The following is a 26,225-nucleotide window of genomic DNA, read 5'->3' on the forward strand; positions in this document are numbered from 1 at the left end:
GATGAAAAATGAATAAGCACTGTTACCGGATTATCTTTAACCGTTGTCTACAACGACTGGTGGTCGTGTCGGAGTTGGCACGACGTGCAGGGGGGCCGTCGACCTGCAGTCAACCTGTACAACCTTCGATGCTCGCGACACTCCGACCCCTTACCTTTGCGCTGATCATCGCGGGGAGCGCCATCAGCCCCTTTGCGCACGCCGCGGGTATTGTTGCTGATCCGAATGCACCCCGGGGGCAGCAACCCACGGTACAACGAACCGGTAACGGTTTACCTCAAGTCGATATCCGCGCCCCAAACAGCCAAGGGCTGTCTCACAATACTTATCGTCAATTTGACGTTGATCAACGTGGCGCGATTTTAAACAATAGTCAACATGCGACACCGACTCAGTTAGCGGGGCAAATTGCCGGCAACCCGTGGCTGGCGAAAGGCTCCGCCAAAGTGATCCTTAATGAAGTCAACAGTGCGAACCCTAGTCAGTTGCGTGGGTTTATTGAGGTGGCGGGACGTAAAGCCGATGTGATCATTGCTAACCCAGCGGGGATAAGCTGCAGTGGTTGCGGTGTGATCAACGCAGGGCGTAATACGTTAGCGGCTGGGCGTGTTCGATTAGAAAATGGCCAAATCTCGGGTTATGACGTTGATCGTGGGCGCATTACCATCAGTGGTGCAGGGATGAACGGCACAGGTCAAGATTATACTCGGCTGATTGCGCGTGCGGTCGAGGTCAATGGTCGCGTGCAAGCGGGTGATCTTAAAGTCACTACCGGACATAACCAAACCGATGCCGACGGCAACGTCGTAAAGGTTAAAAACGATGATCCCGCTGGACGCCCCACCTTTGCCATCGATACCGCCGCCTTAGCGGGAATGTATGCCAACCGTATTACGTTGGTGGGCACTGAGCAAGGGGTCGGGGTGCGTAACCGTGGCGAGATCGGCGCGGCACAAGGCCATTTCACGTTGGATGCCAGCGGTAAATTAACCAATACAGGGGTTGTGCAAGCTCAGCAAAACGTTGCTCTACACACGGCAGGGATGGATAACACGGGACAAATCGCTGCCGCAGGCAATATTACCGCTGCCAGCCAGGGGGACATTAACAATGCTGGGCAAATTCGCGCGCAAGGTGATCTGCAACTCTCAGCAAGCGGGAAATTAGTCAGTCAGTCCAGTTCGACCTTAGTGGCCGGGCATAATGCGACACTGCAAGCGAATACCATCACTAACCAGCATGGCAGCGCCTTAGGGGCAGGTATTGATGCACAAGGTCAAGCGACGGCCACGGGCCAGCTTACTCTTGCCGCGACCCAACAATTACAGAGCCACGGCACCCACCTCAGCCATGATCACATTAGCCTGACGGGTAAAGAGGTTGACCTCAGCGATAGTCAAACCCAAGCGAATCAGGTGAAGGTGACGGCTCAGGAAGGCGATTTACACCTTGACCGCGCACAGCTTGCTGCGCAGCAGGTGACCCTGAGCACCCCAGGAAAGCTAACCAACCGGCAGGGTAAATTGATTGCCCAGGCAGTCGATTTGACCGCCACAAAAGGAGTGGATAACCATGGGGGCGCCATTATTTCACAAGGCCCTCAGGCGTTGAGGCTCGATAGCGAACAGATCGACAACACGCAAGGCACTCTTGCCAGCGCCAGCGACCTTAGCCTAACCAGTCAAGATCTCAATAACAGAGGGGGCTTGGTACAAGCCGCGGACGGACTGTCGATTACGACTCAGGGCGGAACCCTCACTAACGCCGACACCCAAGCCGATAGCTTGGGCTTGAGAGCGGGTGGAACGCTTGCGATACAGGCACAAACCATCGATAACCGTAGCGGATTGATGGCGGGCAAAACAATTACCGCCACAGGCGAGCAGTGGGATAATCGTCTAGGCGAGGTGATTAGCGATCAAGCGTTAACCCTTAACGCCTCGCAACTCGCTAATCAGCAGGGCTTACTCAGCGCACAAAACGGATCGCTTAAGGTACACACAACCGGGGAGCTGAACAATCAACACGGCACGTTGCAGAGTCAAGCTGCGCTGACGCTGACGGCCGATTCACTGGATAATGATCAAGGAAAGATTGTGGCCGCGCAATCTGGCGTCACGGTTCACACTCAGGGAGCGCTCACCAACCATGCTGGGAGTATTTCGGCCCGTGATCAGGTTAGCCTAGACAGTGCCGCGCTGACTAACCAGCAGGGAAGAATCACCGCCGTTGAGGGACCGCTGACCCTCAGCACCGCCGGTGTCGTCGATAACCGTCAGGGGGTGCTGCAAACGGGCGGCGCGTTCGCCGTTACGGCAGAGCAACTGAATAACCAAGCGGGGACGTTACACTCGACGCAAGGCCAAGGGGCGTTACATCTTAGCGAGAGCTTGGATAACCAACAAGGTCTGATCAGCGCAGCCAAAGACTTACAAATTGAGAGTGGTCAGCTGAACAATCAACAGGGGGTGCTGATCGCTAAAACTCTCGACCTGCAGACAGCAGCCTTAACCAATCAGGCGGGGCTGATCCAAGGCAGTGATCGCCTCGCCATTACTACGCAGGGTCAAACGCTTAACAATCGCGAGACGGATAGCGCGAGTCTTGGCCTACGCTCCGCGGGGGAGCTTATCCTCAACAGTGGTGAGCTAGACAATGCGAAAGGTGTGATTGCGGGGCGTGACCTCGCAATTACGGCACAAAGTCTTGATAACCAGCTAGGCAGCCTGCTTGCCAGCGAGACAAACCAGTTAACGCTACAAAGCTTACAGAATGGTCAAGGGTCAATACAGTCGGGGGGAAATACCTCGGTGGATCTGGGGCAAGGTGAATTTGCCAATCAGCAAGGCCAACTGCTTGCTGGCGGTAGCATTACCCTGCAAGCGGGGGTGCTCAATAATCAGTCCGGGCAACTACAAGGTGGACAAGGTCTGTCACTGAGTGGCACACAACTCAACAACCAAGGCGGTAAAGTGCTATCGGGTGCTGATCTGTCGACCTTGGTTGCCCAAGCGATTAACGATCAGGGAACGCTCTATGCGGCGGGTAATGCACAGATCACCGCCAGCGAATCGATCCGTAATCAGCACGGGCTAATGAAGGCGGGAGAACAGCTCAGGCTGTCCACTCAGCAGCTGGATAATCAGCTCACACGTGATGAAGGGCAGGGGATTGAAGCCCAAACTCTCGCTATCACCGCGGCGAATCTGGATAACCGGCAAGGCAGCTTACGCGCAGGCGAGTCACTGCATGCGCAGGTGAGCGATACCTTGGCTAACCAACAGGGACTGCTCTCCTCGCAGGGGCAATTAACGATCGGCATACCAGGCAGTGGCGTGAGTTTGAATAATGACCAAGGCGATATTGTCGCCAATGGTGATGCCGCGCTAACGCTTGGCCAGTTCACTCAGGTTGGTCGGGTGACCTCGGGTAATAACCTGAGTATAGAGGTCGGCAGCGATTTTCAACAAGACGGCCAACTGGCGGCTGGAAACGATCTGCAGCTGAATACCGCGGGCCACCAACTCAATAATAGCGGTAGCTTGACGGCAGGCCAGCATCTGACCTTGACCAGTGATCGGCTCACTAACCAGCAGACGGGTGAGATCAACTCAGGCAGCACCACAATCACTAGTCATTACCTAGAAAATCAAGGCTTAATCGACGGTGGGCAAGTGTTGCTGCACGCCGATGAACTTCACAATCGTGGTACGGGAAGAATTTACGGTGATCAATTGGTCATTGATGCCCCGCTATTGACTAATGAGAGTCTGGAGAATAAAGCGGCAACCATCGCCGGACGGGAAAGTCTGCTTATCGCCACCGATCACCTCACTAACCAAGATAATAGCCTGATCTACAGTAACGGCGATCTACAGATAGGCGGTGCCTTGGCTGCCGATGGCACGCTTATTGGTCAGGCAACACAGGTTGATAATCTCAGTGCGACCATTGAGGCGATGGGCCGTCTGGGGATCGCTGCGCAGCACATTGAGAACCGTGACACGCACTTAACAGTCAGTGATGACCTACAAACGGTATCGAGCCTAAATGACCTGGTCGAGATTGAGTTTTGTACCGGACGTAAATGGACAGATGCTTGCGGTCGTACCGATGGCGTGCATTATCGGTTCGATGCCACCATCGATAAATCCAAATCTCGCGACTATAAAGTGGTATTTAACTTTGATGCGCAAGGGCGTAGTTATGCGCTGGATGCGCAAGGTAACCGCGTCAAATTTACCATCGATGGCAAAGAGGATTATCTCTATGTCTATCAGGATGCTGCCAACGGCATTATCTACTTCCACCAGCCGGGTGTGACGGATGCCGGACGGCGATTTAATGTTTTCAATTTCGACCAGGTCACCAAAGCCCAAACGGTCAGCAATCAACAGAGCGCCATACTGCGTAGTGGTGGCGATCTCGTCTTAAACGGTGACTTGCATAACAAAGATAGCCAGGTGGTGGCGGGCCAAGCGTTAGTCATTAACGGCGCGGTGAATAACGAGGAAACCGAGGTCAAGCAGACTCTCGAACAACAAGGTGAACGACTGGCGGGCGGGCGACGTAAAAAGCATAAGCAGACGCGCTATGAAGGCCCCGAAGTCTATCAACCGCCGGTCAGTGAGTTAACGCTACCGCTGCATCTCACTGCCCAGCTTCAAGGCCAGGGTGTCGGTGAGGGGCAAACTATTGCCACACAGGTTGCGCCCCCCACAGCGACCGCCGGGGCATCTGATTTGTTGGCCAATGTCGCCTTAGCAAAACAAGACCATCAAGCTTTAGTGACCGACGTGCCCCTCCCCGCACCCGTCGATGCCTCGACACAACTGGGGGAGACGGCCTCTGCAGGCAATTGGGTTATTCGCACCACGCATGCGCCGGTTAACATTCCTACTACCAGCCTCTATCAGCTTCATCCCGGTACCGACAGTCAGTATCTGGTCGAAACCGACCCGCAATTTACGCGGGGTAAATCCACGGTAAGTAGCAGTGATATCTATCAAGACCAGCTTATCAAGCGATTAGGCGATGGCTATTATGAGCAATCCTTGGTGCGCGATCAGATCGTACAAGCGACCGGACAACGGTTCTTAACCGGTTATAGCAATGATGAAGCGCAATATCGTGCGCTGCTCACCAGTGGCAAAGCCTTTAGTGAGAAATTTGGCATCGCTCCGGGGACAGCATTGAGTGCAGAACAGATGGCTCAGATGACTAGCGATATGGTGCTAATGGTTAATGAGCGTATCACGTTATCCGATGGCACCACCCAACTGGTGGCGGTACCCAAGCTCTATGCTCGAGTTGATAAAAATCAGTTGAGTGGTAACGGAGCATTGTTAGCAGGTAACGCCGTTCAGATCACGACCGCGCAGGATCTGCTCAATAGCGGCACTATCGCTGGCCGCGGGCTGACCGCGATTTCAGCAAGCAACCTCCTTAATCTGGGTGATATCAGTGGCAATACCACTCAGTTATTGGCGAGTCACAATATTGTCAACCGGGGCGGCCAATTACTGGGCGGTGATCAACTCACCTTACAGGCAGGGCATGACATCCTCAGTCAAACCGAAAGCTTCCAACGGGGGAGTGAAGCATGGACTGGACGCCAAGCGGGGATAGCGGTAACTGGCCAACAGGGCCAATTAACGCTGCAAGCCGGGCATGATATCCAGCTAACTGCTAGCGTCTTAAGTAATCAGGGCAACGAGAGCACGACGCGGGTGATCGCCGGTCACGACCTGAATCTTGATACGGTAAAACAAAGTCACGCAACGGACTATACTCGCGGTAAAAAAGATTATGACCGTAGTCTAGAGACCCATGACCAAGGCTCCGTCATTAATGCTGGTGGCAGCTTAACGATGCAAGCCGGGAACGATATGACCTTACGCGCTGCAGAAGTGACAGCAGGGGGCGATGCGACACTGACGGCGGGTCACGATTTGACGTTACTCAGTGGTCAGGATAGCTGGGATCAGTCGACCTATATGAAAACCAAAAAACGTCACGGTTTATCGAAAACGACGACTGAGGTAGCCACCAGTACCCATCAGATCAACGCAGTAAGCAGTTCAGTGTCCGGCGATCAGGTGACGCTGCTCGCAGGGCACGACCTGCGTTCAGAAGCCGGTAATATAGTGGGGGATAATGCCGTTAAGCTACTGGCGGGTAATGATGTGGTGATCACCACAGCCGAGGAGTCTGATCACTCAACCAGTATGACTAAGAAGAAGAAATCAGGGTTAAGTGGTACCGGTGGGATCGGCTTCACTGTCGGTACCTCATCGCAAAAAACGGATCAAGACGACCGCAGTAATGTACAAAAAGGCAGCGTGATCGGCAGCACTCAAGGTAACGTTACGGTGACGGCCGGTAATCAGGTGACCCTGCATGGCAGCGATCTGTTGGCTGGCCAAGATATGGCGATAAGTGGCAAGCGTATCGATATCAGCGCGGCAGAAAATAGCCATACCGCCCTCACCAAAACCGAACAGAAGTCGAGTGGATTAACCCTAGCGCTGAGCGGCGTGGTGGGGAGCGCTTTAAACACGGCCACTCAGCAGGCCCATTCGGCGGCTAAGGAAGACAGTGGCCGGTTGGCGGCGTTAAAAGCGACCCAATCGGTATTAACCGGTTACAGTGCTAAACAAGCCAGTGATCTCAATAATCTAAAGCAAACGCCGCAAGACGCCATGGGGGTTAACCTCTCTTACGGTAATCAAAGCGCCCACTCTGAGCAGAGCGTCGCGCAGCAGACGCACTCGGGTAGCCAGCTCACCGCTGGGCGCGACCTAAGCTTGCAGGCCACCCAAGGGGATATCGATATTGCGGGCAGTCAGCTTAAAGCTGGACGTGATACGACACTGAGTGCCGCGCAGGATATCCTACTGCACTCCAGCCAAGACAGTGAAACCCTGAGCGGTAAAAATAGCAGCCACGGCGGGTCGTTAGGGGTAGGGATTGGTGCGAGCGGCAATAGCGCTGGCCTCAGCATTTCTGCCAGCGTCAATGCCAGCAAAGGCAAGGAGAACGGCAGTTCCCTGACCCACCAAGAGACAACACTCGACAGCGGCGGTGCAGTGACCTTACTTAGCGGTCGCGATACCACGCTAACCGGTGCACAGGTGAATGGTGAACGGATTGCAGCAGAGGTTGGGCGTAATTTAACGCTGACCTCTGAGCAAGACAGTAACCGCTATGACTCTAAGCAAAAAAGCGCCAGTGCGGGCGGCAGCTTTACCTTCGGCACCATGACGCCATCAGGCAGCCTAAATCTTAGCCAAGATAAAATGCACAGTAGCTATGACAGTGTGCAAGAACAGACTGGGCTGTTTGCGGGCAAAGGTGGCTTTGATGTCAAGGTGGGTGAGCATACCCAGCTTAATGGTGCAGTGATTGGCTCGACCGCCAGTGCTGAGCATAACCGCTTAGAGACCGGCACCCTCGGTTTTAGTGATATCGAAAACCAAGCAGCCTATAAGGTCGAACACCAGAGCGTAGGCGCCAGTACTGGCGGCGGTATGGCGAACTTTATCGGTAATCTTGCTAATGGTTTAGCCGTTACGGGCAACAAGGAAAAAAGCGATAGCTCAACCACCCATGCTGCGGTAAGTGATGGCACGATAATCATCAACGACACGGCCAAGCAGCAACAGAATGTTGATGACCTGAGCCGCGATGTGGCCCATGCCAACCAGACGCTTAGTCCGATATTCGATAAGGAAAAAGAGCAGCAACGGATGCAGACGCTGCAGTTAATCGGTGAAATAGGCAATCAAGCCGCCGATATCGCGCGTACGCAAGGGGATATCGCAGGGTTTACCGCCTCTAAAGCTAAGCATCCGACCTATACCGATGACCAACTGCGTGAGACAGCCGAGTTCAAAAAAGCGAGCCAGCCATTTGGAACAGGCGGTGACATACAGCGGGCTATTACTGCCTCAACCGCCGCAATACAAGGATTGGCGGGAGGCGATATCGCTAAGGCCTTAGCGGGGGCGAGCGCCCCTTATTTAGCCGAGGTTATCCATCGCCAAACGATCTCTGCCGACGGCGAGGTGAATAAAACGGCTAACCTGATGGCGCATGCGGTGGTGAATGCGGCATTATCGCTGGCGAAGGGTGAAAATGCGTTAGCGGGAGCCAGTAGTGCGGTGACTGCTGAGGCGGTAGGGATGATTTCAGAGGCGTATTATGATAAAAAGCCTACCGAGCTCAAAGAAGATGAAAAGCAAACCGTAAGTGCACTGGCCAGTTTAGCCGCAGGATTAGCGGGTGGACTGGTGGGCGGTGATACGGCAAGTGCAGTATCAGGAATGCAAACCGGGAAGGTGACGGTTGAGAATAACTGGCTGAGTGTTGAAGAAGCGGACAGAAAGAAGCAACTGGAAACGAAGCGCGATTACCTGAAGCAGGAACTCACGCCGACAGAAGCGAAAGAATTGGCCGAAATTAATCGGACGGATAAAGCGCGTGATGCAGCGATAAAAGCAGTCTGTACTGATGGTAATAAAGGTGGATCGGCCTGTGGTACGTTGATTGGCTCCGCGCAGGATGCACTTAATAAATATGGTGAAGATTTCAATTTCAGGTTGATGTATAAAGATCTGTACCCGCAGGATGCAAAGGATCTTGAAAATATTCTTCAGGGAGTAGATGCAGGTAGCATCAGCCGTGACCAAGCAATAGCAGCGATAGCGAACTCTACCAAACGTAGCTGGAATGACGTCGCCAAAGATTATGATGCCGCAATGCAGACGCAGGCAATTGCGGTCGCACTAGCAGGAATGAAGGGGATGGAGATATTACAGCCGGTTAAGGTGGTTAAACCGTCTGTACCAAATGAAGTTTTACCCAAAGGTTACAATATCGATCCAAAGAAATTCGATTATTTCTTCGGAAAAGTTACAACTGGTAATCCTCATAATATTGAAAGATCGGCCCAGAATTTAAATGATCTAAATACACTGGGAATAAATAATGGACAGGCATTAACAAGTTTGTTCAATAAAGCAGCAAGTGATGGTGTAATAATTTCCCAGAAATCGAATAAATTTGGTACTACTGTTGTTAAAAGCATTCCTGTTTCAGATAAAGGAGCTATTCAAGTTGGTTTCTTTTATCCTGAAGGTAATATGTCAGCAACACCAAAGGTTACAACATTAATCCCTAAAATTGCGAGTAATAAAAAATGATAAAAATTATCTCCCTAACAAAAGATGACTTTTACCATAAAAATATACCCTCTATTTTTCATGATATCGAATATGCTCATCACTATTACTGTGTGAGTTGTGATGAAGTGGTGGTTTTTAAATTTTCTATGCAAAGTGAAATAAAACCTACTGTTATAAAGTTAGGCAATATAATAATTATTGGATTCGATCAGGTTGTAGCTTTTTTTTGCCTCACAAATAATGAATTAATTAAGAGTGTAGAACTATCATCTTTCTTTTATAATTTTGAGTTTGATGAAAAATATTTATTTATAGTATGCGAGGTTGAAGTTATTGTTTTTATGAAAGAGACTCTTGATGAATATAAGCACATTGATTTTGTTGAGTATATTGACCATGTCGAATTGGGTCAGGAGAAAATTTCGGTCTATTTAATGGATGGTTCAATTGAAGATATTTCAATTTAGAAATTAAAATCCCGCCCCTGTCGGCGTAATGCCAGTCAGTTAAGCAACTGACTGGCTTTTTTCTTGCGCTTTTGGATACTTACGAGGTCTTTCCTTCACCACTCTCGGAAAGGCTCTTTCTCTACTTAGCGGCAGCTTCACCAACTGTCCTATAGCCTCCAAATTATGCAATAATTCAGGGATACCACCCGGTGATGCCCCTTGAAGTGTCATTAATGTCCTCATTACCAGACTGCATGAGTCTGAGAAACTTAGCTGGTTAGGCCAGTAACCTTTTAGGCTTTTCGCCATTATAATCATCTGATAACGAACAAGATTATAGGCCAATAACACTCCCCATAACTTCTACTCAACAAGTTCTGGCTTTTTACTTCTTAGCGTTAACCCACTGAGTAACATCGTCTGTTTAATTTCACGATAACCCAGTTCAATTTCCCGTCGGTGGCCGTAAAGATCGACCATTTCTTACTCCCGGATAACGTAAGGCATCTGTCATTGAGGTCATCATATGGTGGACTTTACCTTTGCGGGTAAACATTAGAAGGCGCTCAATCATATCCTCTCCCAACGCTGACCATTTTTTTCGGGCCTGAGGACTGTTTTTCATCCTTATCAGATGATCACCTTTGCCACGTTTTTTCATCACTTCGTACTGCACTCCTTTTCTCAATGGGATCATCCAGTGGCGGCTTTATCCAGCCTGATGCCAAGCATTCAATAGAACGAGTGAATAATAACCTTTATCGAGTAAAGTCAGAGTATTATCGCCTGTTTACTCGATTAACTTTTCTGCCAACGTATATTCGCTTTCTTTCATCGTACCGAAGGTAGCAGCAGTAAGAAGATGACTGGTCAGCTCCATCTGACAGACCATTTTTACCTGCGGATAAAGCCCCGGTTTTCCTGCATAAGTCTGGCGTGGGAACGCTGTATCGTTTTCTGGCGTATCTTGTGTCTGCCATATAACACCGCCCACCGCGAGTAATATCAGGCCATACCAGTGTGGATAAGTGACAGAGTTGTGCCACATCTGTGCTGTTTGAGTAAATACGAGGCGTACGGCATCACTTCCCAGACGCTGACGTGCTTGGATAACCGCGCTTGGGGCAATTACCGGGGAGTATAATATTCAGACGATTAACGATTTGGTGAAGAGGTTCTTCGCGTTCGAGTGCCATGCCAATAATGCACCAGACCATCATTTCCAGCGGGAGAACGTAGTGTGACGGAGCCGGATTCGGCCAAACAGAGTGAGACGAGTTCGGGATCGAGTAAATCCCCCAGCGAAGTCAGGGGGATTGCGGGTAGAGTCGTAACGGGAAACAAGGTCAAGAGCCTGAGCAATGCGCATAAAAAAAACCAGAAACGAGGGGCGTTTCTGGATTCTTACACAATCACTGGATCGTTCAAGTGATCCTTAACTGATCGGTATTACCAGTGCGGGCGGCAGCTTTACCTTCGGCACCATGACGCCATCAGGCAGCCTAAATCTTAGCCAAGATAAAATGCACAGTACCTATGACAGTGTGCAAGAACAGACTGGGCTGTTTGCGGGCAAAGGTGGCTTTGATGTCAAGGTGGGTGAACATACCCAGCTTAATGGTGCGGTGATTGGCTCGACCGCCAGTCCCGAGCATAACCGCTTAGAGACTGGCACCCTCGGTTTTAGTGATATCGAAAACCAAGCAGCCTATAAGGTCGAACACCAGAGTGTGGGCGCCAGTACTGGCGGCGGTATGGCGAACTTTATCGGTAATCTTGCGAATGGTTTAGCCGTTACGGGCAACAAGGAAAAAAGCGATAGCTCAACCCCCCATGCTGCGGTGAGTGATGGCACGATAATCATCAACGACACGGCCAAGCAGCAACAGAATGTCGATGACCTTAGCCGCGATGTGGCCCATGCGAATCAGACGCTTAGCCCGATATTCGATAAGGAAAAAGAGCAGCAACGGATGCAGACGCTGCAGTTAATCGGTGAAATAGGCAATCAAGCCGCCGATATCGCGCGTACGCAAGGGGATATCGCAGGGTTTACCGCCGCTAAAGCTGAGCACCCCACCTATACCGATGACCAACTGCGTGAGACAGCCGAGTTTAAACAAGCGAGCCAGCCATTTGGAACAGGCAGCGCAATACAACAGGCCATTACTGCCTCAACCGCCGCAATACAAGGATTGGCGGGAGGGGATATCGCTAAGGCCTTAGCAGGGGCGAGCGCCCCTTATTTAGCCGAGGTTATCCATCGCCAAACGACCTCTGCCGACGGAGAGGTCAATATCCCCGCCAACCTGATGGCGCATGCGGTAGTGAATGCGGCGTTATCCCTGGCTAAGGGTGAAAATGCTTTAGCGGGAGCCAGTAGTGCGGTGACCGCCGAGGCGGTGGGGCTGATTTCGCAGGCCTATTATGGTAAAAAAGCATCTGAGCTGGATGAGTCACAGAAACAAACCATTAGTGCCTTAGCCAGTTTAGCCGCAGGATTAGCAGGTGGACTGGTGGGTGGCGATACGGCAAGTGCAGTATCAGGGATGCAGACCGGGAAGGTGACGGTTGAGAATAATTATCTGAGTGATAAGGATATCACTACCTTCACCGAAAAGTACGCGAAGGCGAAGACGGATGCTGAGAGAGAACAGTTACGCTCTGACCTGAAAAAACTTGACGCGGAGCAACAGAAACAGGCTCTATCTACCGGAATATCTGTTGCAGATCAGAAATCAGAGCTTGCGAAATTGAAGCAACTCGCAGCTTCTTCTGATTGCGTAGGTCAATGTCGGGAGCTGGCAAATTACTCAATATCGCAGCTTGAGCCAGTCGCGAATAATACACAACTTCATAAGGATAACCTGACCAAAGCAGTGCTGGCTTCAACAATTTTAGCTCTAACGTTAGATCAACCCGCGAAAAGTGGAGAGAAAACGCCAGCAGCAGGGGCGAGTAGTGCAAGTAAACCAGCCTCTGCTATTGATGATATTGTTAATGGTACAGGTGGTGCTGTAGGGATCGGTAATACAACTGCTGAAGAAACGGCGATAAAAAATGCTGACAAGGTCAATATTAACTCGTCACTAAAAGTAGGTGAGACAAAAGTTGTTAATAACATTAGTGTTACGAGGGTAGGCCGCTGGATGTCATCTGATGAACTTGCTCAAATGCAAAGTTCAGGGAAAGTTGTGCAAGGTGGTGGTGGGCAAACATTTATATCTACGAACGGCGTAAATGATTTCAAAGGAGCTGCTCCAAAAGGTTCTGTATATGTAGAATTTGATGTGCCAAGTAGTAGCTTGATTCAAGGTGGTAAAGATGGCTGGTACAAAATGTTAGGAAGTGATGCTAAACCATCGCAGAAATATCAATTGGATAAGCAAGGTGGCTCATTAACACCTGATGTTAATAATATTAATGTTCTTGATAAGAAATAAAGGAGTTAAATTATGGACATGAGTTATTTTAAAGATAACATTGCCCCTAAGTTAAGTGATTATAAATTAACTTACAGTTCATATCCTGAGGGGGATTTTGGTAGTTTAGAAAGAGTTGTAATTGAAGGGGATAGCAAAGTTTCGGGTATTGATATCTGGTCAAAGGGATGGTTAGATATTGATATTTATGATCTGAAATTGGATAAACAAGTAATGACTATTCTTTTGGAACCAGTCGAAACTGAAAAGAAAAAAAACTCAATCAATCTATTTTTGGATATAATGTTAAATGAATAGAAAAATAGAAATAATTCATGGGGATATAACAAAAATCCCCGTTGATATAATTGTAAATGCTGCAAATAGCTCTTTGCTAGGTGGAAGCGGTGTCGATGGTGCGATTCATCGTATGGGCGGAAAAGAAATTTTAAATGCGTGCCAAAAAATTCGTGCTAAACAAGGTGGCTGTAAAGTTGGTGAAGCCGTTATTACTACAGCAGGTAACTTACCTGCTAAATATGTCATTCATACTGTAGGGCCCCGCTGGAATGGTGGTAATAACCATGAAACTGATAATCTAAAAAATTGTTATTTAAATAGTTTTATTGTTGCAAATAATAATGGAGCTACTAGCATTTCCTTTCCTAACATAAGTACAGGTATTTATAATTTCCCTAAAAATCAAGCGGCTTCGATTGCATTGGAAACAATCACAGATAGTTTGTATTTGTATCATAATATTCAAAAGGTTAATATCGTATGCTTTGAGATTGAGAATTATTTGATTTATAAAGAACTCATAGAGTCATTATGAATGGATGAAATAAATATTTTTAATAAAATTAGTTGTTGTTGTTGTTGTTGTTGTTGTTGTTGTTGTTGTTGTTGTTGTTGTTGTTGTTGTTGTTGTTGTTGTTGTTGTTGAGAATAATTATCTGAATTCAAACGAGGTGATTAAGCTCAATAAGGAGCTTGAGAATGCAGATAAAAATGGCACCGATAAGCTCGAAATTTATAAAAAATTCGCTGAAATAAGCAAAAAGAATCGCGAAGAGGCCGTTGCAAAAAGCTGTTCAGGTGATCCATTTTGTGCAAGTGGAGTTTTAGCCGAAGCTGAAGCGGGAACAGATGTAGCGACCAGTTTAAGGCGATTGCCGATCTTTTCAAGTTTGAATAGTGACGATTTATCGCAGTTAGACAGATTTGTACTGGCAGAAAATGAAGAAAGCGCGAGAAAGATTTATCAGTCATTGCCGGAATATGTCAAGGTTGCGCTCTATACCAAGGAAGCGGGCGAAACGATAGGCTTCGGTGCTGCTGTCGGCGGAAAAGGTTTGTCGGCGCTGGGTGTTATTGGGAAGGGCTCGAAACAGTCTTATCAGCCCAACCAAGGGGCTGTGGGGAATATGGGAGAATTCTTTCGGCAGCCAGGTTTTGGTAGCCAAATGAAAGAGACTGCTCAGAAAACAAGTCAGGTCTTTCAAGGGCAAAATGTTTTCAAAGCGAAAAAACCTGTCGGAGATTATATTGCAAAAGGTGATAAGTACTATCTTGATGGGATGCACAAAAACCACATTGAAGTTTTTGATAGTACAGGAACAAAAGTTAAAGCCGTTCTTAATCTTGATGGTTCTTTTAATGATGCAAAAACTAAAGCAGCTAAAGCTGAAGGTAGAAGGTTGCCAAAATGATAGATATTAATAAGTTGGATAAATTTAAAGATATTTATTTAGATTTATTAAAACATAAATTAGGGAAAGGTCTTGATGAGGATGAACTATATTTAGCTGAGGACTATTCGATTGTAGAAAGTCTAGAAAGGAATATGAGAAACATTAACTCAACAATAGAGTTATTTTTTAAGGCAAATGAAAATAAAGATGAACTAGCTATGCAAGCAGCATTGTTACGTATATCAACATTCTTATCGGGAATATCTGGCGTTTTTGAACAAACAAAAGAAGACATTGATCGTTACGCCAAAATTCCTAGTCTGGATGATTTTCCTGAGAACTATAGAATACCAAAAGATTATTATTATCCCTGTAAATGAAAATTAATCTCAATCTCAACCCTTGGGGTTGGGACTTTCATTTTAAGTCTCAGCTTAGAGATGCTTTAGATAGCATCATATCACCTCACTGGGCTTTGGCTTCGATACTGCTGCCGACTTATCGGTAACCAAGCAGCTGATATCGAGCGAACGCAAGGGAAGATAGCAGGACTTAATCCTCCATGGGGGTTAACCTCTCTTATGGTAATCAAAGCGCCCACTCCGAGCAGAGCGTCGCGCAGCAGACGCACTCGGGTAGCCAGCTCACCGCTGGGCGCGACCTAAGCTTGCAGGCCACCCAAGGGGATATCGATATTGCGGGCAGTCAGCTTAAAGCTGGACGTGATACGACATTGAGTGCCGCGCAGGATATCCTACTGCACTCCAGCCAAGACAGTGAAACCCTGAGCGGTAAAAATAGCAGCCACGGCGGGTCGTTAGGGGTAGGGATTGGTGCGAGCGGCAATAGCGCTGGCATCAGCATTTCTGCCAGCGTCAATGCCAGCAAAGGCAAGGAGAACGGCAGTTCCCTGACCCACCAAGAGACAACACTCGACAGCGGCGGTGCAGTGACCTTACATAGCGGTCGCGATACCACGCTAACCGGTGCACAGGTGAATGGCGAACGGATTGCAGCAGAGGTTGGGCGTAACTTAACGCTGACCTCTGAGCAAGACAGCAACCGCTACGACTCCAAGCAAAAAAGCGCCAGTGCGGGCGGCAGCTTTACCTTCGGCACCATGACGCCATCAGGCAGCCTAAATCTTAGCCAAGATAAAATGCACAGTAGCTATGACAGTGTGCAAGAACAGACTGGGCTGTTTGCGGGCAAAGGTGGCTTTGATGTCAAGGTGGGTGAGCATACCCAGCTTAATGGTGCAGTGATTGGCTCGACCGCCAGTGCTGAGCATAACCGCTTAGAGACCGGCACCCTCGGTTTTAGTGATATCGAAAACCAAGCAGCCTATAAGGTCGAACATCAGAGCGTAGGCGCCAGTACTGGCGGCGGTATGGCGAACTTTATCGGTAATCTAGCGAATGGTTTAGCCGTTACGGGCAACAAGGAAAAAAGCGATAGCTCAACCACCCATGCTGCGGTGAGTGATGGCACGATAATCATCAACGACACAGCCAAGCAGCAACAGAATGTTGATGACCTGAGCCGCGATGTGGCCCATGCGAATCAGACGCTTAGCCCGATATTCGATAAAGAAAAAGAGCAGCAACGGATGCAGACGCTACAGTTAATCGGTGAAATAGGCAATCAAGCCGCCGATATCGCGCGTACGCAAGGGGATATCGCAGGGTTTACCGCCGCTAAAGCTGAGCATCCCACCTATACCGATGACCAACTGCGTGAGACAGCCGAGTTCAAAAAAGCGAGCCAGCCATTTGGAACAGGCGGTGACATACAGCGGGCTATTACCGCCTCAACCGCCGCAATACAAGGATTGGCGGGGGGCGATATCGCTAAGGCCTTAGCAGGGGCGAGCGCCCCTTATTTAGCCGAGGTTATCCATCGCCAAACGATCTCTGCCGACGGCGAGGTGAATAAAACGGCTAACCTGATGGCGCATGCGGTGGTGAATGCGGCATTATCGCTGGCGAAGGGTGAAAATGCGTTAGCGGGAGCCAGTAGTGCGGTGACCGCCGAGGCGGTGGGGCTGATTTCGCAGGCCTATTATGATAAAAAGCCTTATGAGCTAGATGAGTCACAGAAACAAACCATTAGTGCCTTAGCCAGTTTAGCCGCAGGATTAGCAGGTGGACTGGTGGGTGGCGATACGGCAAGTGCAGTATCAGGGATGCAGACCGGGAAGGTGACGGTTGAGAATAATGCGCTGGCTAATGTTTTGGCTGCGGCGGAAGCGAATAAGAAAGGGACAATAGAGAACTATCTTAAGGCGCAAAAAGCAGTCTGTGAAGGGAATCAGGCAGCTTGTACGCAGATGGTCAAGGATGTTGCTGGAACGGGGCTGGATTTTGTTCCGATCGTTGGCGATATTAAAGGTTTTGTAGAAGCTCAGACAGCGATAGACTATTTAGCCGCGGCGATAGGTATCATTCCCGGTGCAGGTGATGTAGCAGGTAAAGCGATTAAAGCTGCTGAAACAGCGCTGAAGAAAGGGGATGTTGCTGAAGCGTCTAAGTTAATCAATAAGGCCAGTGATGAAATTCAGGCTGTTAAACCGCTAGATGTTGGTTCATATAAAGAACTTAAAGCACGTGAAGTGGTCGGCGATGGGCTGGAGCATGATCATATTCCATCATTTGCTGCTCTAAAAAAATCCAAAGAAATAGAGCTAGGACGTCCGCTTACTGATGCAGAAACAAAGAATCTTTATCAAAATGCTACAGCAGTTGAAGTTCCAAAAGAGGTTCATCAGGCAGGCCCTACTTACGGCGGAAAGAATACATCATCGCAAGTGGAGAAAGACGCAATTAATCTTTGTGGTGCAGAATGTCGTGATACCGATTCATTGAAGAAGAACATGTTGGAACGAGGATATGATCCTAAACAGGTCGATGATGCAATACAGAAAATCAAAGAAAGAAACCGTCAGATAGGGGTAACTAAATAGTGTTTGGTTGGATTAAATTAATTGAATCTCTTGGCAAAGATGAGAAATCAAACGAATTTTTAGAACTTAATAATGCTATTGGAGAAGTTCCTCTTATTACAGAAGATCCTGAGGAATATAACGATCCAATAGCTCATACAAAGTACTATAAATATCTGCAATCGGGATTGGAAATCGGATTTCGAAAAGGAATAGTAAATCATATCCATTTTTACTTTGATGAATATGAAGGTTATGCACCTTTTCAAGGGAAATTATTGTCTGAGATATGCTCAGGTTGGGATGAAAAATCAATATTGAAAACATTAGGCAAACCTTCTGCCAATGGTGGAGGAAAATCAGATATGCTTCTGGGTTATTTAAACCGCTGGGTTAAATATGACAAAGAAGGATATGCCTTACATCTGCAATTTGACCAAAGTGATGTTTTATGCAGAGCTAGTCTTATCTATATTAATTAATAGATTATCCCGGCCATCAAGCCGGGATTTTTTTACTGACTAATCACTCCTTATACAGCCGTATAATCAGCCCGCCCTGCTCACAACTCACTTCAACCTTCCTGCCTGTCTCAAATCCCAGCTCTCCATCAAGTGATCTTTAAGAATAATCGATGGTGAAGGCTGATGTTTAAACATATCCCACGGTATAGCGTCTTGATTTGGTTGTAGGTGTGCCTGTCTTTTACTTGTTGCTAATGGTTTAGCCGTTGCGGGCAACAAGGAAAAAAGCGATAGCTCAACCACCCATGCTGCGGTGAGTGATGGCACGATAATCATCAACGACACGGCCAAGCAGCAACAGAATGTCGATGACCTTAGCCGCGATGTGGCCCATGCGAATCAGACGCTTAGCCCGATATTCGATAAAGAAAAAGAGCAGCAACGGATGCAGACGCTGCAGTTAATCGGTGAAATAGGCAATCAAGCCGCCGATATCGCGCGTACGCAAGGGGATATCGCAGGGTTTACCGCCGCTAAAGCTGAGCATCCCACCTATACCGATGACCAACTGCGTGAGACAGCCGAGTTTAAACAAGCGAGCCAGCCATTTGGAACAGGCGGTGACATACAGCGGGCTATTACCGCCTCAACCGCCGCAATACAAGGATTGGCAGGGGGGGATATCGCTAAGGCCTTAGCAGGGGCGAGCGCCCCTTATTTAGCCGAGGTTATCCATCGCCAAACGATCTCTGCCGACGGCGAGGTGAATAAAACGGCTAACCTGATGGCGCATGCGGTGGTGAATGCGGCATTATCCCTGGCGAAGGGTGAAAATGCGTTAGCGGGAGCCAGTAGTGCGGTGACCGCCGAGGCGGTGGGGCTGATTTCGCAGGCCTATTATGATAAAAAGCCTTATGAGCTAGATGAGTCACAGAAACAAACCATCAGTGCATTAGCCAGTTTAGCCGCAGGATTAGCGGGGGGATTGGTGGGTGGCGATACGGCAAGTGCAGTATCAGGGATGCAGACCGGGAAGGTGACGGTTGAGAATAACCTGATGGGCGGCACTGAGGACGGTCAGGAGAAGTTCGTAAGGGAGCATGGCAAGAATATTGCCTCCTGTGCGGATAATCCGGGTTCAGCGTCCTGTCAGAAAGGTCTGGCGATGCAGGATGTGTTGATGGTTGCGCTTCCAGCAGGGCTGGGTGGCGGGATATTAGCTGCGGCCACGCCGGAAATAGCTGCGTCAGCCAAAGCCGCGATACAAGCCTGTGCGGGCAATGTGGTGCTTTGCCTTAACAACGCTGGCATTCAGGTGTCGGAAGCCATAGTGCCTGGAGGAGTCGGTGCAGGTGGCGCAGTTGGGATAGGTAAGACAGCGGCTGAAGCCACGGCAGCGAAAGCTGAGGTTGTGGCGGCTAATGCGGCGAAGAATACATCATCATGGAAAGCTGGCGAATATCTTGATGATTTCAAAGTGTCTTCTACACCATTAGAACTCGTCAAAGAGCAGGCAGGAAAAGGACCACAAACTGCATATATCAGAATGGATCATATCCTGAATGGAGAGGTTAAAACCCTCAAAGATGGCACCAAAGTTGGGTCTGGGGGGCACTATATTAGAGATCCTAATATTAAGGTCGAAAAGATTACTGGTGCACCTGACGTTAACGGTGTTTCAACAGGATATATTTCTGTAAGAGATCCGGCGACAGGCCAATGGGTAAATAAGAAAGCACAGACGACGTTTTTTCCTGAACACTGGTCAAAACGTCAAACTTCTCAGGAGATTGAGAGTGCGTTCAAAGGTTCTACACCGGATCCTTTGGATAGAAACAAATGGCAGGGTATATCTTCTTCTGGAATAAAAATAGAAGGTTACTATGGAAAACCCGATGGCAATGGGGCAACCGCATGGCCTGTATATCATGGGAAGAAATAAGATGTATAGTCGAAAAATCTATTTAAGGTGGAGTGATTTTCATAAGCAGTTTGTCGCTACCTCATTGGGAATTGATGAGGATATCCGTCATACACCTAATCAAGGATACGGCGTAAGTGAAATCGCGGGATGGTTATCATCGGATTTGCCCGATGGTTTAGACTCTGTTGATATTTGGATAAAAAATTTAACTGATCTGGCTTCTGGAAAAAGTACTGATGGTAATTTTGGACTAGGCAATGCTCATTGTGTCATGGTGACTCAAGGTAGGGTTTTTATTGGCTGTGAATATGTGGAAGAACAACAGGTTCTTTTAACCATTGAGCAGACATTATATGTACTAGAGCAGTATCGTTCCTTTTTGGAAGGTTCCTATACAAAAGAGTATCCACCGGAAGCAATAGACGTGGAATATTTGTCCGAAGGTAAAGATGCGGTCACACAATATGAATCATTAGAAGGCGCGTATTGTTTACCTTATTAACAAGCGAATCCCGGCCACCAAGCCGGGATTTTTTACCTACCGTTTATTCCTCAACTAGCCGTGTAATCAACTCCTCCTGCTCATATTTTACTCACACCTTCTTACCGGTCTAAAATTCTAGCTCTTCATCAAGTGGCGCGCAGCGTAATCGAGGGTGAAGGCCGATGTTTACGTACTGCCGAATATATCCCACGGTATAGCGTCTTGATTTGGTTGTAGGTGGTAGGTGTGCCTGTTTCTTACTTGTTGCTAATGGTTTAGCCGTTACGGGCAACAAGGAAAAAAGCGATAGCTCAACCACCCATGCCGCAGTGAGTGATGGCACGATAATTATCAACGACACGGCCAAGCAGCAACAGAATGTCGATGACCTGAGCCGCGATGTGGCCCATGCGAATCAGACGCTTAGCCCGATATTCGATAAAGAAAAAGAGCAGCAACGGATGCAGACGCTGCAGTTAATCGGTGAAATAGGCAATCAAGCCGCCGATATTGCGCGTACGCAAGGGGATATCGCAGGGTTTACCGCCGCTAAAGCTGAGCATCCCACCTATACCGATGACCAACTGCGTGAGACAGCCGAGTTCAAAAAAGCGAGCCAGCCATTTGGAACAGGCGGTGACATACAGCGGGCTATTACCGCCTCAACCGCCGCAATACAAGGATTGGCGGGGGGCGATATCGCTAAGGCCTTAGCGGGGGCGAGCGCCCCTTATTTAGCCGAGGTTATCCATCGCCAAACGATCTCTGCCGACGGCGAGGTCAATATCCCCGCCAACCTGATGGCGCATGCGGTAGTGAATGCGGCGTTATCGCTGGCGAAGGGTGAAAATGCTTTAGCGGGAGCCAGTAGTGCGGTGACCGCCGAGGCGGTGGGGCTGATTTCGCAGGCCTATTATGATAAAAAGCCTTATGAGCTAGATGAGTCACAGAAACAAACCATTAGTGCCTTAGCCAGTTTAGCCGCAGGATTAGCGGGTGGACTGGTAGGTGGCGATACGGCAAGTGCAGTGTCAGGAATGCAGACCGGGAAGGTGACGGTTGAGAATAACTGGCTGAGTGTAGATGAAGCCGAGCGTAAGAAAGCACTGGAGCAGAAACGCGATATTCTTAAACAACCGTTGACACCCACAGAAGAGAAAGAGCTGGCCGGAATAAAACAGACGGATAAAGACCGCGACCAGGCCATTAAAGATGCGTGTACGCAGGGCAATAAAGGCAGCGTGGCCTGTGGGGGGCTGGTTAACGAGGCGCAGTCTGCATTAGTGAAGTATGGCGACAATGTAACTTACTCGCTGATTTACAAGGATTTGTATCCGCAGGATGAGGCAAACATTGAAAGTATCCTGAAAGGATTAGATCCTGACAGTATAACCCGTGATGTCGTCATTAAAGGTATCGTTGATGCCAACGGCGGTAAGCTGAGCTGGTCGGATGTTGAAACCCGCTATGATGCCATGACGATATCAGTTGAAATCGTCCGGGCGCTGGTAGGTGGAAAAGGGAAAGCGCCTGACAGGCTGGGGATGGCTGGAAAAGTGCCGCATATGCCTAATGCCGGTGCTGTGGGAAATATGGGCGAATTCTTCAAGCAGTCTGGTTTTGGTAGCCAAATGAAAGAGACGGCTCAGAAAACGAGTAAAATTTATCAGGGTCAAACGGTTTATAAGTCTTCTGGTAATATCAACGAAAATATTCGTAAAGGCGATCAGTTTTATCTGGATGGAGCGCACAAAAATCATTTAGAGGTTTTTGATCAAAGAGGGAATTTTATTCATGTTTTGAATTTAGATGGAACAATTAATTCTGTTAAGACCGCTAAAGCAGCAGCGGAAGGTAGGAGGTTACCAAAATGAACAAATCTCAAATTTTTAACGAAATCAAAGATATTTATCTTCGAGTTATGCCTGCGGCAATCTCAGGAAGTGAAGATTTGATGGTTGACTATGATATTGATTTGGATAAATTATTTTTATCTGACACTGAAAAATTATTTGCTGCTACGGAATTTTTAGATAAAGCGAAGAAATCTGATGATAAAGCGGCAGTGCAAGCCGCTTTGGTGTACATAAGAGTCTATTCGATGAGGCTCTCTGTTTTTTTTGAAAATATTAAGGATGATACTGATCTGCTTTTGAAAAATATTGACTGGTCAGATATTCCTGAGGATTATCAGGTGCCTGAGCACTACAACTTTCAGCATGAATGAATCAAATCCCAACCCTCAGGTTGGGATTTTTCTTTGTAGCTACAGCTTCAAGCGGCTTTAGTTCCCACCATATTCCCTTGCCATTCAGCACGTTCATCAGACGCTTAGCCCGATATTCGATAAGGAAAAAGAGCAGCAACGGATGCAGACGCTGCAGTTAATCGGTGAAATAGGCAATCAAGCCGCCGATATCGCGCGTACGCAAGGGGATATCGCAGGATTTACCGCCGCTAAAGCTGAGCATCCCACCTATACCGATGACCAACTGCGTGAGACAGCCGAGTCTAAAAAAGCGAGCCAGCCATTTGGAACAGGCGGTGACATACAGCGGGCCATTACCGCCTCAACCGCGGCAATACAAGGGTTGGCGGGGGGAGATATCGCTAAGGCGTTAGCGGGGGCGAGTGCCCCTTATTTAGCCGAGGTTATCCATCGCCAAACGATCTCTGCCGACGGCGAGGTGAATAAAACGGCTAACCTGATGGCGCATGCGGTAGTGAATGCTGCGTTATCCTTAGCGAAAGGTGAGAATGCTTTAGCGGGAGCCAGTAGTGCGGTGACCGCCGAGGCGGTGGGGCTGATTTCGCAGGCCTATTATGATAAAAATCCTTCTGAGCTAGATGAGTCACAGAAACAAACCATTAGTGCCTTAGCCAGTTTAGCCGCAGGATTAGCAGGTGGACTGGTGGGTGGCGATACGGCAAGTGTAGTATCAGGGATGCAGACCGGGAAGGTGACGGTTGAGAATAATTATCTAAGCCAGAAACAGCAGGTACAGAAGAAAGAAGAGCTGGCAGAATGTCAGAGTGTGGCCTGTAAAGCACAGACGCAGGCAAAATGGACAGCGATTGATCTAGGGCAGGATGGTAGCTTTGCAGCGGGTATGGTGGCAGGGGTCCCTGCAGGACTGTACGACACGATAGACAGCATCGTGAAAACGGCCAGCAATCCGCAGGAAACCTATGATGCCCTGAAATCGCTGTTTAACAGCGGAGATGTGCTCGGTAACGTATCGGATGCGGTGAAACAGTCCTATATCAGTCGGATTGACCGGATGGAGTCGGAGTACCAGAAAGCCGGAGCCAGTGGGTCGTTCAATGCGGGTGTTGAAGGTGGCAAACTGGTCACCGATATAGCCAGTCTACTAGCTGGCGGTGCCGGAGTAGTAAAAGGTGGCGTGCTTCTAACGGAAAAGGTTGTTGCGAAGGTGGCCGGAAAGGCTGAGTCAGTATCTATAAAAGCAGGTAAATCCCCTACTTATGTAGAAGAGCCACCTTTCAATCCTTCTGGTACAGGTAGCGCAGCTCAACCTTGGTCGACTAAGGGGCGTATAAAATATGTAGAACTTCCAACGCAAGGTAAAATTCGCTTTGTCCCTGATAGCAATTATTCGCCCAGTAATCCATTACCACGGGGACCTAATAACGGCTACCTTGATAAGTTCGGTAATGAATGGGTGAAAGGTCCTTCGCGTACAGCCGGGCAGGCTTTTGAATGGGATGTACAACTTTCACCAAAGGGCAAAGCTCAACTTGGCTGGGCAACAAGAGATGGTTCGCATTTAAATATATCTCTTGATGGGCGAATAACACATAAATAACTAAGGTAAGTCTTTATGGAAAATAAGGTTTGTTTTTATCAAGAAGTAGAAATATCCCCTGACTGCAAAGAAAAAAATAAGAAATATGCAGGTAAAAAAGGCGGAGTTATGGGAGTAAGTGAAGAGGATGGGATACTTTATGGGTACTCAATAAAACTCTACGACGAAGAATATCTTTTGTCTTTTGATAAAAATGAAATCATCCCAACGGGTAAACAGCTTACACAGGATGATTTTTATTAACCTTTATGCAAAACAAATCCCAGCCAGTCGGCTGGGATTTTTACATTGAGATCATCCAGCATTCCGCTTTTTCTCTTTCGTCATCACCTCAATCATCACCAACAGCTCCCGCTATTTACGGGCTGAAAGCTTAATTAAGTCTCAGCTTAGAGATGCTTTAGATAGCGTCATATCACCTCACTGGGCTTTGGCTTCGATACTGCTGCCGACTTATCGGTAACCAAGCAGCTGATATCGAGCGAACGCTAGGGAAGATAGCAGGACTTAATCCTCCATGGGGGTTAACCTCTCTTACGGTAATCAAAGCGCCCACTCTGAGCAGAGCGTCGCGCAGCAGACGCATGCGGGCAGCCAACTCACCGCCGGGCGCGACCTAAGCTTACAGGCCACCCAAGGGGATATCGATATTGCGGGCAGTCAGCTTAAAGCTGGACGTGATACGACACTGAGTGCCGCACAGGATATCCTACTGCACTCCAGCCAAGACAGTGAAACCCTGAGCGGTAAAAATAGCAGCCACGGCGGGTCGTTAGGGGTAGGGATTGGTGCGAGCGGCAATAGCGCTGGCCTCAGCATTTCTGCCAGCGTCAATGCCAGCAAAGGCAAGGAGAACGGCAGTTCCCTGACCCACCAAGAGACAACACTCGACAGCGGCGGTGCAGTGACCTTACATAGCGGTCGCGATACCACGCTAACCGGTGCACAGGTGAATGGCGAACGGATTGCAGCAGAGGTTGGGCGTAACTTAACGCTGACCTCTGAGCAAGACAGCAACCGCTACGACTCCAAGCAAAAAAGCGCCAGTGCGGGCGGCAGCTTTACCTTCGGCACCATGACGCCATCAGGCAGCCTAAATCTTAGCCAAGATAAAATGCACAGTAGCTATGACAGTGTGCAAGAACAGACTGGGCTGTTTGCAGGCAAAGGTGGCTTTGATGTCAAGGTGGGTGAACATACCCAGCTTAATGGTGCAGTAATTGGCTCGACCGCCAGTGCTGAGCATAACCGCTTAGAGACTGGCACCCTCGGTTTTAGTGATATCGAAAACCAAGCAGCCTATAAGGTCGAACACCAGAGTGTGGGCGCCAGTACTGGCGGCGGTATGGCGAACTTTATCGGTAATCTAGCGAATGGTTTAGCCGTTGTGGGCAACAAGGAAAAAAGCGATAGCTCCACCACCCATGCTGCAGTGAGTGATGGCACGATAATTATCAACGACACGGCCAAGCAGCAACAGAATGTTTATGACCTGAGCCGCGATGTGGCCCATGCCAACCAGACGCTTAGCCCGATATTCGATAAGGAAAAAGAGCAGCAACGGATGCAGACGCTGCAGTTAATCGGTGAAATAGGCAATCAAGCCGCCGATATCGCGCTCACGCAAGGGGAGATAGCAGGACTCAAGGCACAGTCCGATCCGGCCGCCTTAGACGCGGCACGTGCGGAGTTGGTGAGTAAGGGTAACGCCGATCCGACGTCAGAGCAGATAGCCGAAAAAGCTTATCAAAGTGCGAAAGCCAGCCATTTGGAACAGGCGGTGACATACAGCGGGCTATTACCGCCTCAACCGCCGCAATACAAGGATTGGCGGG

The 26,225-nt window shown here is 48.7% G+C and carries 15 protein-coding genes and 4 pseudogenes; 18 read left to right on the forward strand and 1 reads right to left on the reverse strand.

Annotated features, from left to right (window positions below):
• Positions 1-8 precede the first annotated feature (8 nt).
• Both MKR94_RS04410 and MKR94_RS04415 read left to right on the forward strand, forming a co-directional pair.
• Positions 9-9,203, forward strand: a complete 9,195-nt coding sequence (locus MKR94_RS04410) for a hemagglutinin repeat-containing protein (protein ID WP_241645600.1) — start codon at positions 9-11, stop codon at positions 9,201-9,203.
• A complete protein-coding gene (locus tag MKR94_RS04415; RefSeq protein ID WP_241645601.1) occupies positions 9,200-9,652 on the forward strand; it encodes a hypothetical protein in 453 nt (150 codons plus the stop codon). The genes MKR94_RS04410 and MKR94_RS04415 overlap by 4 nt, the downstream gene beginning before the upstream one ends.
• Positions 9,653-9,691: 39 nt before the next feature.
• On the opposite strand, the pseudogene MKR94_RS04420 reads toward MKR94_RS04415, so the two are convergent.
• Positions 9,692-11,003, reverse strand: a pseudogene (locus MKR94_RS04420) (IS4 family transposase).
• Between the two features lie 85 nt (positions 11,004-11,088).
• On the opposite strand from MKR94_RS04420, the pseudogene MKR94_RS04425 reads away from it, so the two are divergent.
• The 16 genes and pseudogenes from MKR94_RS04425 to MKR94_RS04500 form a co-directional block, all read left to right on the forward strand.
• Positions 11,089-12,231, forward strand: a pseudogene (locus MKR94_RS04425) (VENN motif pre-toxin domain-containing protein); the annotation flags it as partial.
• Between the two features lie 156 nt (positions 12,232-12,387).
• Complete coding sequence (locus MKR94_RS17125; protein WP_422047497.1) at positions 12,388-13,077, forward strand: TreTu family toxin; 690 nt, start codon at positions 12,388-12,390, stop codon at positions 13,075-13,077.
• 12 nt (positions 13,078-13,089) lie between these two features.
• Positions 13,090-13,374: a hypothetical protein gene (locus MKR94_RS04430; protein WP_241645602.1), complete on the forward strand. Its 285-nt coding sequence runs from the start codon at positions 13,090-13,092 to the stop codon at positions 13,372-13,374.
• The gene (locus MKR94_RS04435) at positions 13,367-13,891 is read left to right on the forward strand and encodes an O-acetyl-ADP-ribose deacetylase (protein ID WP_241645603.1); all 525 of its coding nucleotides are present in this window, start codon (positions 13,367-13,369) and stop codon (positions 13,889-13,891) included. The genes MKR94_RS04430 and MKR94_RS04435 overlap by 8 nt, the downstream gene beginning before the upstream one ends.
• A gap of 136 nt (positions 13,892-14,027) precedes the next feature.
• On the forward strand, positions 14,028-14,768 hold the full coding sequence (locus MKR94_RS04440) for a hypothetical protein (protein ID WP_241645604.1): 741 nt from the start codon (positions 14,028-14,030) through the stop codon (positions 14,766-14,768).
• Positions 14,765-15,130: a hypothetical protein gene (locus MKR94_RS04445; RefSeq protein WP_241645605.1), complete on the forward strand. Its 366-nt coding sequence runs from the start codon at positions 14,765-14,767 to the stop codon at positions 15,128-15,130. Before MKR94_RS04440 ends, MKR94_RS04445 begins: the two co-directional genes overlap by 4 nt.
• A 176-nt stretch (positions 15,131-15,306) precedes the next feature.
• A pseudogene (locus tag MKR94_RS04450) lies at positions 15,307-17,712 on the forward strand (hemagglutinin repeat-containing protein); the annotation flags it as partial.
• Complete coding sequence (locus tag MKR94_RS04455) at positions 17,712-18,173, forward strand: hypothetical protein (protein WP_241645606.1); 462 nt, start codon at positions 17,712-17,714, stop codon at positions 18,171-18,173. The pseudogene MKR94_RS04450 and the gene MKR94_RS04455, both read left to right, overlap by 1 nt.
• Positions 18,174-18,468: 295 nt before the next feature.
• Positions 18,469-20,097, forward strand: coding sequence for a VENN motif pre-toxin domain-containing protein (locus MKR94_RS17130; protein ID WP_422047494.1), 1,629 nt, complete (start codon positions 18,469-18,471; stop codon positions 20,095-20,097).
• On the forward strand, positions 20,039-20,581 hold the full coding sequence (locus tag MKR94_RS04470) for a hypothetical protein (protein WP_241645607.1): 543 nt from the start codon (positions 20,039-20,041) through the stop codon (positions 20,579-20,581). Before MKR94_RS17130 ends, MKR94_RS04470 begins: the two co-directional genes overlap by 59 nt.
• Positions 20,582-20,790: 209 nt before the next feature.
• Positions 20,791-22,437 carry a VENN motif pre-toxin domain-containing protein gene (locus MKR94_RS17035; protein ID WP_338328005.1) on the forward strand — a complete coding sequence of 549 codons (1,647 nt, stop codon included), beginning with the start codon at positions 20,791-20,793 and terminating at the stop codon, positions 22,435-22,437.
• The gene (locus tag MKR94_RS04480; protein WP_241645608.1) at positions 22,434-22,790 is read left to right on the forward strand and encodes a hypothetical protein; all 357 of its coding nucleotides are present in this window, start codon (positions 22,434-22,436) and stop codon (positions 22,788-22,790) included. Before MKR94_RS17035 ends, MKR94_RS04480 begins: the two co-directional genes overlap by 4 nt.
• 88 nt (positions 22,791-22,878) lie before the next feature.
• Positions 22,879-23,547, forward strand: a pseudogene (locus tag MKR94_RS17135) (VENN motif pre-toxin domain-containing protein); the annotation flags it as partial.
• Positions 23,548-23,673: 126 nt separating this feature from the next.
• A complete protein-coding gene (locus MKR94_RS17140; RefSeq protein ID WP_422047498.1) occupies positions 23,674-24,390 on the forward strand; it encodes a polymorphic toxin type 17 domain-containing protein in 717 nt (238 codons plus the stop codon).
• Between the two features lie 15 nt (positions 24,391-24,405).
• Positions 24,406-24,633 (forward strand): Imm31 family immunity protein, encoded by a 228-nt coding sequence (locus MKR94_RS04495; RefSeq protein ID WP_241645609.1) that lies wholly within the window; start codon positions 24,406-24,408, stop codon positions 24,631-24,633.
• A gap of 274 nt (positions 24,634-24,907) precedes the next feature.
• Positions 24,908-26,225 (forward strand): hemagglutinin repeat-containing protein (locus MKR94_RS04500; RefSeq protein ID WP_338328006.1); only part of this gene is annotated, 1,318 nt, incomplete at its 3' end.

The organism is Rosenbergiella metrosideri, from assembly GCF_022602565.1.
Classification (GTDB): Bacteria; Pseudomonadota; Gammaproteobacteria; order Enterobacterales; family Enterobacteriaceae; genus Rosenbergiella; species Rosenbergiella metrosideri.